Below are 8,952 nucleotides of genomic sequence, written 5' to 3'. Positions count from 1 at the left end.
CGGCGATGTCGAAGGCGGCGCGCGGTCCGGTCGGCGTCACGGCCGAGGCGGCGAGAGGCGGCGCCGGCGTCTTCTGGTCGCCGGCCGGTTGAGACCCGCCCCCAAGGTTCGGCAGTTCGAAACCGGGCGCGCCGCCGTCCGTCAGCGACAGATAGCCATAGACGCCGCCGGTCAGGGCGACCGCCGTGACCGAGGCCAGAAAAGTCTTCTTGACCGTGGAGCCGTCGCGGGCCGCCTGTCGGTCCAGCCGCTCCTGCAGCTTGGACTTGCCGCCGCGCTTCAAGCCAAAACCCTGCCGCGAAGCCGGTTCCGGCTCGGGCGGCGTGGTGATGGCGGCGCGGGCGGCGTCGATGGTGGAGCGGGTCGAGGAGGCGCGACCGGCGGCGGCCGCCGCCCCCATGCTGGCGCGCAGCTGGCGTGGATCGACGAACTCGGTCTCGGCGCCGAAATCATCCTCGTCCGCGTCCAGCGCATTGGAAGGACGCGGTTCCGAAGCCGCCGGCGCGGCGGAGAAGCCAGGCGAGGTCGCCTCCAGCGCATCGTCCACGTCGGCGCCGCCAAAACCGCTGAACGGCTGGATGACGGGCTCGCTCTCGGCGGTCGGCGCCGCGACGGCTTCAGCCTTCGGATCGGGCTCCTGGAAGACGCCGGCCGGGAAGGGCGCGGCGTCGGCGACGGCCGGAGTCACCGGATCGCTGGACCAGTCGCCCTGTTCGGTGAAGGTCTCGTCGGGGAAGGCGGCGGCGCGCCAGTCGCTCTCGATCGAGGCGGACTGGATCGGCGCAGGCGTGGCGCGTTCGGCTATCGCGCGAGACGAGGCGCTGTCCAGGGGCTTGTCGCGGATCGGCGTGGGACTGCGCGTCTCCATGCTCTCGCGCGCCTCGGCCAGCAGGCGCGCGGTGCGCTCCTCGCTCATCCGCATCCGTTCGGCCAGTTCGCCCGAGGCGCGGTCGTAGCGCTGCTCGATCTTGTCCGAGCTTTCCGATAGACGCCGGCCGATGTCGTCCAGCGCCTGCTGCGAGCGACGCTCGGACTGGGCGATGCGATCACTCAGTTGATCCGAGATGCGCGTGATCTCGCCGCCCAGCTTCTCCAGCGCCAGGGCGTGGCGGTCGTCGCCGGCCGTCAGGCGCTGATCGACACGATCCAGATGGCGGGCGAAATCCTGGTCCAGGCGGGCGGCGCGGCGCGCGACCTCGGCCTCGATGGTCTGGCCGACCGCCTCGGTCACGGCGCGGCCGATGGCGTCGGCGCGTCCGGCGCTCTCGCCCTCGACCTTTTGAACGCGGGCGCTCAGATTGCGGGCGATCCGCATGACTTCGCGGCCCATGGCCTCCAGGCCCACGGCCGACTTCTGTTCCGAAGCCTTCAGCTGGTCGCCCACGGCCTGGACCGCGCGCTCGATGCGGTCGATCCGCGCGCCGGTCTCGGCGGCGTCCAGCCGCTGCATCATTTCCGCGCGATTGTTCTCGATCTGACGCGACAGGCTTTCGGCCAGCTTTTCGAAACGGGCGGCGTCGCGCGCGCCTTCCGGCTCGACCCGGCTCTCGGCCGCGCGCATCCGCAGATCCAGCTCGGCGAACGAGCGTTCCAGCGTCTTCAGGGCCTCGGTCGTGCGGTTCTGGGCCGCGTCCAGCCGCGCGCCCACCTGGGCCATCAGCTCGGAGCCGACGCCCGGCCCGGCGGCCTTCTCGACCGCCTCCATCCGTTCGCGCAGGTCGTTGACGCCCAGGCGCTGGCGCTCCTCGATCTCGTACATCCGCCCCGACAGGGCGCCCAGCGAGGTTTCGACCTTGGCGAAGCCCTCCTGCGTCGTCGGACCCGTTTCGCGCTCGAAGGCGCGAAGGCGGCGATGCCCCTCGCGCAGCTCCTCGGCGATGTCGTCGATGCGGCGGGCGTGGCCCTGCGCCTCGACGTCCTGGCCGTCCAACCGACGCATCAGGCCGGCGACCGCCTGATCCACGCCCTGAATGGCCACGGTCGAGCGACGCTCGGCGGCTTCCAGCCGCGCGGCGATGGCGTCTATGGAGGCGCTGATCCGATGACCGTCGCTTTCGGGCAGATCGTAGGCGTCGTCCAGCCGGCGACTGCGGTTGCGGCGCTCATAGCTGTCGGAAATCGGTCCGCGACGCGGCAGGGTGGCGTAGCCCTCCTCCTCGTCTTCCATGATCATGGAGTTCAGCCATTCGCCCAGCGTCATGCCGGAACGACGCGCCAGATCCTTGGCGACCTCGCGCGCCTTCGGATCGATCCCCTTAACGCTCCACGGCGCCGCTGCGCTCACTGATTCGTCTCCCGGCCCATGCGACGAAGGCTATACCGTCAATATCGAGGGTGTAAACTGATGGTTAACCGCAATATCTAGCAGCGGTCCGCCAATCCTGTGGACAGCGCCTCTACAGGTCCGGATTACTGAATCATTACGGTTAATGCGCTGTGAAGATTAACCTCCGGGCAAGGGTTTCGCTTGCCAAGACCCGCCGCTTTCGCCACCTGCGAAACCATGAGCCTGACCGTCACCGTCATCCTGCTGGGCCTGGCCCTGGCCGTCATGGTCTTCACCGGCTGGCGCGGCGCCCTGCCCCCCGATCCGATGAAGGGGCCGCGCCTGATGCCCTGGCGGTTTCTGATGATCGGGGCCGCCGCCGTGGCCCTGCTGCTGTTGATCCATCTGGCGACCTTGTTCGGCGCGGAGCGCGCGCCGTGGATCCCCGGCCGCTAGGTCGGAAAGCTTGGCCTTAGGAACCCGACATGGGCCGGGCGGTTGATGGTGCGACCCATCAACGGAGACGCCACATGAGCGACAAACTGACCCCCGCCGAGGCCGAGAAGGAATTCTGGAAGAGCCTGAAGGAGTCCAACACCGGCATGTTGGGCATCGACCGCCCCGGCTATCATCATCAGCCCATGACGGGATTCGGCGAGGACGACACCGGCACGATCTGGTTCTTCACCCGCGACGACACCGACTTCGCCCGCGACGTGGCCGGCGGCGGCCAGAAGGGCATGTTCTGCTATCAAGCCAAGGACCAGAAGGTTCAGGCCTGCATCCACGGCGCCCTCGGCATCGATCAGGACCGCACGCGGATCGACAAATACTGGAACCCCGTCGTCGCCGCCTGGTACCCGGACGGCAAGGACGACCCGCACCTGACCATGGTCCGCTTCGACGCCGACGACGGCCGCGTCTGGGTGTCCGACAAGGGCGCGCTGGGCTTCGGCTACGAAGTTCTCAAGGCCAACCTGACCAAGTCCATCCCTGACGCCGGCGGCGTATCGGACGTGAAGTTGTAAGCCGGCTTAAAGTCTGGTTTGGAGGGCGAGCGCCGAGGCGCTCGCCCTTTTGCATTCAACCGCCCAAGCACCAGGCCAGGACGGCCTTCTGGGCGTGGATGCGGTTTTCGGCCTCGTCCCAGACCAGAGAGCGCGGGCCGTCGATGACTTCGTCGGCGACCTCCTCGCCGCGGTGGGCGGGCAGGCAATGCAGGAAGACCGCGCCGGGCGCCGCCGTCTCCATCAGGGCCTCGTCGACCGTATAAGGCTCGAAGGCGGCGAGGCGCGCCTCATAGTCCTGATCGCCCATCGACACCCAGGTGTCGGTGACGACGACATCGGCGCCCTTGACCGCATCCTTGGGGTCGCTGGTCAGGGTGACAGCCGCGCCGCCCTTTTCCAGATCGCGCAGGTCGGGATGGTATTCCGCCGGGCAGGCGACGTTCAGGTGGAAGCCGAACCTGGGCGCCGCGTGCATGAAGCTGTGGCAGACGTTGTTGCCGTCGCCGATCCAGGCGATGGTCTTACCGGCGACCGGCCCGCAGTGTTCCTCGATGGTCTGCAGGTCGGCCAGGATCTGGCAGGGGTGCGAACGGTCGGTCAGGCCGTTGATGACCGGCACGGTCGAGACGCGGGCGAAGCGTTCGACATCCTCATGGTTGTTTGCGCGGATCATCACCGCATCCACCATGCGCGACAGGACGCGGGCGGTATCCTCGACCGGCTCGCCGCGACCCAGCTGCATGTCCGAGGCGGTGGCGATGATCGAGGCGCCGCCCAGCTGTCGGATGGCCGCGTCGAAGCTGAAGCGGGTGCGGGTCGAATTCTTTTCGAAGATCATGGCCAGAACCCGATCCCGGCCCGGCGCATCGGCGTCGGCCCGCCCCTGAGGCCACCCCTTGCGGGCGGCCTTGCGGGCATGGGCGTCGTCCAGAATGGCGCGCAGATCGGCCGCGTCGAGCCGGTGGATGTCGAGGAAGTGGCGGGTCATTGGCGATCCGGTCGAGGCGAAAAAGGTTTCATCACAAAGAGCACAACGATGTCACGACGATCACGAGATCATAGAACCAGACGGCGAAAACCGTCCTTTAATCTGAGCGTGTTGAAGTTGATCAGATAGCCCAATCGAAGCTGCGAGAATCTCAGATAGGTGAGAATCTGGGCGGTATGGATCGACGCCAGGGCGTCGATCGCCTTCACCTCGACGATAACCTGACGCTCGACCAGCAAATCGAGGCGGAACCCCACGTCCAAGCGATCGCCGCGGTATCGCACGGGAACAGCGACCTGCCGTTCGACGGCAAGCCCGGCGCGGCTCAGATCGCCGGCGAGACAGTGCTCGTAGACCGACTCCAGCAAACCCGGTCCAAGTTCGCGGTGCACGGCGAAGGCCGCATCCATGACGGCGCGGCCGACCTCATTCACCTCTGGTGAAACAGGCTCCCTGCCGTCGTGTCCGTCGTGCATTCGCCGTGCCCGTCGTGATGAACCCGATCAGACCGCCAGCGTCTCGCGCGCCGCCTCGCAGGCGCCCTCGAAGCGGGCGATGGCTTCGCGGGCCTCGTCCAGCGTCAGGTTCAGCGGCGGCAGCATCCGAACGCAGTTGTCGCCGCCGCCGGCGATCAGCAGCTGCTGGGTGTCGCGCGCCAGGGCCATGAACTCGCGATTGTTCGGGACCAGCTTGACCCCGATCAGCAGGCCCTTGCCGCGCACGTCGACGATCACGTCGGGGAAGCGCGCCTGAAGCCCCGCCAATTGCTGCTTCAGATAGCCGGCGATCTCGGCGACATTGTTCAGCGTCTCGGGGCTGTTAATCAGCGATAGGGCCTTCTGACCGACCGCCATGGCCAGCGGATTGCCGCCGAAGGTGGAGCCGTGAACGCCGACCGTCATGCCCTTGGCCGCCTTGACCGAGGCCAGGCAGGCGCCGATGGGGAAGCCGCCTCCCAGGGCCTTGGCCACCGCCATGATGTCCGGCGCCATGCCGGCCCATTCGTGCGCCCACAGCCTGCCGGTCCGGCCCATGCCGCACTGAACCTCGTCGAAGATCAGCAGCACGCCGTTGTCGTCGGCCATCTGGCGCATCCAGCGCAGATCCTCGACCGGCGTCTCGCGGCAACCGCCCTCGCCCTGGACCGGCTCCAGGATGACGGCGGCCGTGGTCGGGTTTTCGAAGGCGGCCTTCAGCGCCTCCTTGTCGCCCCAGGTCAGCTGGTGGAAGCCCTGCATCGGCGGGCCGAAGCCTTCGGTGTAGCTGGGATTGGCCGCCGCATTGATCGCGCCATAGGTCCGGCCGTGGAACGAGCCGTCGAAGCCGTAGATGTCGATCCGCTCAGGGCTTCCATTGGCCGAGTGATATTTGCGCGCCGTCTTCAGCGCACACTCCACCGCCTCGGTGCCCGAGTTTGTGAAGAAGACCACATCGGCGAAACTGCTGTCGCACAGGGCGTCGGCCAGCGCTTCCTGGCCCGGAATGCGGAAGATGTTGGAGACGTGCCACAGCTTCTCGGCCTGATCCTTGACCGCCTGGACCAGTTCGGGGTGGGCGTGGCCCAGGCCGTTGGTCGAGATGCCGGCGACGCAATCGAGATATTCGGTCCCGTCGGTCGCCCACAGACGCGCGCCTCGGCCGCGTTCCACTTCCAGCGGCGCGCGATTGTAGACACCCATCAGATGTTCAGTGGACACGGGACCAAGACCTCCAAAAGCGAGACGGCTCCGCCGCGAGCGACGGAGCCGGATTGATACGGAAAGGCGTTGTCGGATTAGTGACGGTGTTAGTCAACACCGGCGCCAAGCAGGCGCCGCGCGCGGACATCCGCGACCATGGCGCGTAACGCCTGGATTTGATCGGCGTCCAGCACCCGCAGCGGCAGGACGAAGTTGGCGTTGGGCGTGGCCGCAAAGACCATTCGATCCTTTTCCTCGACCACGGCGACCAGGCTGGGCCAACCGATGCGGCTCTCGAAATCCGGCCCCGAAATCGTCAGCCCCTGACCGTCGATGCGCCAGTCGCTGGGTCTTTGACCGAGCGGCGTCGAACGCCCCGCCGCCATGATCTTGAGGTTCGCCAGGATCGACAGGCCGACGAAGCCGTAAATCCCGACGAGCTGCAAGCCGAGAATCCAGCCGACACGGTCGGACGACAGACCGAAGCAGAGCACCATGGTCGACATCATGACGACGCCCACGAACAGGGTGGGCAGGGTCGTCCAGCGCCGCACCCCAGGCCACGCCTTGACGGCGGCCCGGCCCTCGCGCGGCGTCGACTGAACGCCCGCCGCCTCGACGACGATCATCAGTCTTCGCCGCCTGGCGCCGGCGCGGTTTCGGCGGCGACGGCGTCGGCCTTGGCCTGGTTCTCGACCAGCCGTTTGTCCAGGGCCAGGCCCAGGTCGGCGATGAACAGGCCGAACCGGGCGACGTCCACGCCCTTAAGATAAGACAGCCTGTCCTCGGTCGAGTGGATGCGCTGGAACACCGGCGGGACGAAACCTTCCTTCAGGCCGTTGTTCTCGCCGCCGTTGAAGGCCAGCCACATCTGGTGGGCGCCGATAGCGTCCTGGGTTCCCAGCGACACCACCGGCACGCCGGCGGCCGAGAAGGCGCGGTCGTCGCTGGGCGGATAGGTGGGATAGGGCATGCAGTCGAAGTTGCGCTCGGCGCACAGGCCGCGCAGCGTCTCCAGCACGAAGCGCGACTGCTCGCCGTTGTTCTCGCCGTACATGATCGTCTGGCCATAGGCGGCGACGTCGGCGTTGACGACGGCGGCGATGCGATCCTTGCCGTGCGTCTCCAGGAAGGCCTTGGCGCCCAGAAGGCCCAGCTCCTCCTGGTCGGTGAAGACGAAGACGAAGCGGTGGGCGACCGGCTGGCCTTCCAGCGCCATGTCCAGGGTCTTGGCCGCCTCCATCATGGCCATGACCGAGCCGATGTTGTCGACGATGCCCTGCGACAGGGTTCCATCGCGCAGTTTGACCGCATCGTAGTGGGCGGTCATGACGATGTCCTTGTCGCCCTGCCCCACGGTGACGACGACGTTTGAGCCCTGCATCGGGCCGGTCGTGCGATTGCCGCCCTCGAAGGTCTGAACTTCTGGCGTGAAGCCCAGGGTGGTCAGAAACCCGACCAGAACCTGGGTCCGCTCGGCGTTGGTGGGCTTGACGAACTGAGCGGCGCCGGCGGCGATGTCGGGGCGGTCGCCCGCCTGGGGCGTGGCCTCCTGGGCGAAGGCGGGGACGGCGGCCAACAGGGCCGTGGCGGCGACGAGCGAACGGAACAGCATTGGCGGACCTTCCTGGGAGGAGCGATCCGCAACAGGTAGCGATCTAGCTCTTCAGGCGCCAGCCCGAGCGGAACACCAGCCAGCAGGCCGCGCCCATGGCGGCCATCAAGGCCGCCGAACCGGTCACCCCGACCGCCAGATTGCTCTCCGCATGGCCGATGAAGCCGTAGCGGAAACCGTCGATCAGATAGAAGAAGGGGTTGTAGTGGCTGATCGACCGGAACGGCTCGGGCAGGTTGTCGACCAGATAGAAGGTGCCGGACAGGAAGGTCATAGGCATGACGATGAAGTTCTGGACCGCCGCCAAATGATCGAACTTCTCGCTCCACAGCCCGGCCAGCACTCCGACCATGCCCATGATGAAGCTGGCCGCCAGGGCGAACCAGACGACGGCGAACAGATTGGCGATGTGCAGCGGCGCGAATGGCAGGACGCAGATCGCCGTGACCAGGCCGACGGCCAGACCGCGCGTCGCGGCCCCCAGCGTGAAGCCCAGGGTCAGCTCCAGCGGGCTGAGCGGCGGGGTCAGGAAATCGGTCGCCGTCCCCATGATCTTGGCCTGGATCAGGCTGGACGAAGCGTTGGCGAAGGCGTTGTTCAGCATGGCCATCATGATCAGGCCGGGCGCGACGAACAGGGCGAACGGCGTGCCGTGCAGCGGCGGCCGGGCGTTCTGCAACGCCACCACGAACACCAGCATATAGAGCAGGGTCGTCACCACCGGCGCCGCCACCGTCTGGGCGCCCACCTTCCAGAAGCGGCGCACTTCGCGCAGGTACAGGGTCTGCACCCCGATCCAGTTGACCCCCGGATAGCGACGCGGCTGCGGCAGGCCGGCGGGGCGGGTGGAGATCAGCGCGGGCGTATCGGTCATGGCCCGCCAGATGCGCTCTGGGACCTTGCTGCGCAAGGGAGTGGACGCGCCCCGGGTGAAAAGTGAGCGGAGTGAGCGAGAGGTGAGCGGAAGCCTGCGCCCTCCCCTCTCACGCTCACCCCTTGCTCACTCTTCACTCCTCGCCACTCGCCACTCGCCTTAACCTTAACGATGATTCAACATCTGGTTTCTGTGGACAGGATGATTCGCACATCTTGCGGTTCTTAACGGCTGGTTTACGATTAGTTGTAGGTCAAGCCCCCGGAAGGGGCGCCTGGCCCTAGATATTGAATCCAACTCGCTGGAGGGTGGCATGACCGCAGGCTGGACCGACGACCGCGTAGGCGCGCTGAAGAAGCTCTGGCTTGAGGGCCAGTCCGCGAGCCAGATCGCCAAGCAACTGGGCGGCGGGGTCACCCGCAACGCCGTGATCGGCAAGGTGCACCGTCTGGGCCTGTCGGGCCGGGCCGCCCCGTCGCAGCCGGCGCGCACCGTCGCCGCCACCTTCCGCACCACGCGG

The 8,952-nt window shown here is 67.3% G+C and carries 10 protein-coding genes; 3 read left to right on the top strand and 7 right to left on the bottom strand.

Annotation, left to right across the window (positions count from 1 at the left end; all coding sequences use genetic code 11):
- On the bottom strand, positions 1 to 2,284 hold a 2,284-nt coding region (locus RTU05_RS15685), incomplete at its 3' end, for a hypothetical protein (RefSeq protein ID WP_312599273.1).
- Between the two features lie 219 nt (positions 2,285 to 2,503).
- Between RTU05_RS15685 and RTU05_RS15680 the strand changes: the two genes are divergently transcribed.
- Positions 2,504 to 2,722: a hypothetical protein gene (locus RTU05_RS15680; RefSeq protein WP_292023466.1), complete on the top strand. Its 219-nt coding sequence runs from the start codon at positions 2,504 to 2,506 to the stop codon at positions 2,720 to 2,722.
- Positions 2,723 to 2,796: 74 nt separating this feature from the next.
- A complete protein-coding gene (locus RTU05_RS15675; RefSeq protein WP_312599272.1) occupies positions 2,797 to 3,294 on the top strand; it encodes a pyridoxamine 5'-phosphate oxidase family protein in 498 nt (165 codons plus the stop codon).
- Between the two features lie 55 nt (positions 3,295 to 3,349).
- Here RTU05_RS15675 and argF read toward each other — a convergent pair whose 3' ends face one another.
- The 6 genes from argF to RTU05_RS15645 all read right to left on the bottom strand — a co-directional run bounded on the left by argF (position 3,350) and on the right by RTU05_RS15645 (position 8,432).
- Entirely contained in the window at positions 3,350 to 4,264 is a 915-nt protein-coding gene (gene argF / locus RTU05_RS15670; protein ID WP_312599271.1) for an ornithine carbamoyltransferase, read from the bottom strand.
- Between the two features lie 68 nt (positions 4,265 to 4,332).
- Positions 4,333 to 4,740 carry a GxxExxY protein gene (locus RTU05_RS15665; protein ID WP_312599270.1) on the bottom strand — a complete coding sequence of 136 codons (408 nt, stop codon included), beginning with the start codon at positions 4,738 to 4,740 and terminating at the stop codon, positions 4,333 to 4,335.
- 27 nt (positions 4,741 to 4,767) lie between these two features.
- Positions 4,768 to 5,961 (bottom strand): aspartate aminotransferase family protein, encoded by a 1,194-nt coding sequence (locus tag RTU05_RS15660; RefSeq protein ID WP_312599269.1) that lies wholly within the window; start codon positions 5,959 to 5,961, stop codon positions 4,768 to 4,770.
- A gap of 89 nt (positions 5,962 to 6,050) precedes the next feature.
- A complete protein-coding gene (locus tag RTU05_RS15655) occupies positions 6,051 to 6,572 on the bottom strand; it encodes a YcxB family protein (protein ID WP_312599268.1) in 522 nt (173 codons plus the stop codon).
- Complete coding sequence (locus RTU05_RS15650; RefSeq protein ID WP_312599267.1) at positions 6,572 to 7,558, bottom strand: M20/M25/M40 family metallo-hydrolase; 987 nt, start codon at positions 7,556 to 7,558, stop codon at positions 6,572 to 6,574. Before RTU05_RS15650 ends, RTU05_RS15655 begins: the two co-directional genes overlap by 1 nt.
- Positions 7,559 to 7,601: 43 nt before the next feature.
- Positions 7,602 to 8,432, bottom strand: a complete 831-nt coding sequence (locus tag RTU05_RS15645) for an ABC transporter permease (RefSeq protein ID WP_312599266.1) — start codon at positions 8,430 to 8,432, stop codon at positions 7,602 to 7,604.
- Positions 8,433 to 8,745: 313 nt separating this feature from the next.
- Here RTU05_RS15645 and RTU05_RS15640 point away from each other — a divergent pair.
- Positions 8,746 to 8,952: GcrA family cell cycle regulator (locus RTU05_RS15640; protein ID WP_312599265.1), on the top strand; the 207-nt coding region annotated here is incomplete at its 3' end.

It is taken from the genome of Brevundimonas sp., from assembly GCF_032017145.1.
In the GTDB taxonomy this organism is placed as follows: domain Bacteria; phylum Pseudomonadota; class Alphaproteobacteria; order Caulobacterales; family Caulobacteraceae; genus Brevundimonas.
The sequence above is the reverse complement of the archived record's forward strand: the minus strand, read 5'-3'. Positions and strand labels throughout refer to the sequence as shown.

Excerpts from the sequence above, each read along its gene's own strand:
- RTU05_RS15680 (WP_292023466.1), top strand. The coding sequence starts at position 2,504 with ATGAGCCTGACCGTCACCGTCATCCTGCTGGGCCTGGCCCTGGCCGTC.
- RTU05_RS15675 (WP_312599272.1), top strand. The coding sequence starts at position 2,797 with ATGAGCGACAAACTGACCCCCGCCGAGGCCGAGAAGGAATTCTGGAAG.
- argF (WP_312599271.1), bottom strand. The coding sequence starts at position 4,264 with ATGACCCGCCACTTCCTCGACATCCACCGGCTCGACGCGGCCGATCTG.
- RTU05_RS15665 (WP_312599270.1), bottom strand. The coding sequence starts at position 4,740 with ATGCACGACGGACACGACGGCAGGGAGCCTGTTTCACCAGAGGTGAAT.
- RTU05_RS15655 (WP_312599268.1), bottom strand. The coding sequence starts at position 6,572 with ATGATCGTCGTCGAGGCGGCGGGCGTTCAGTCGACGCCGCGCGAGGGC.
- RTU05_RS15650 (WP_312599267.1), bottom strand. The coding sequence starts at position 7,558 with ATGCTGTTCCGTTCGCTCGTCGCCGCCACGGCCCTGTTGGCCGCCGTC.
- RTU05_RS15645 (WP_312599266.1), bottom strand. The coding sequence starts at position 8,432 with ATGACCGATACGCCCGCGCTGATCTCCACCCGCCCCGCCGGCCTGCCG.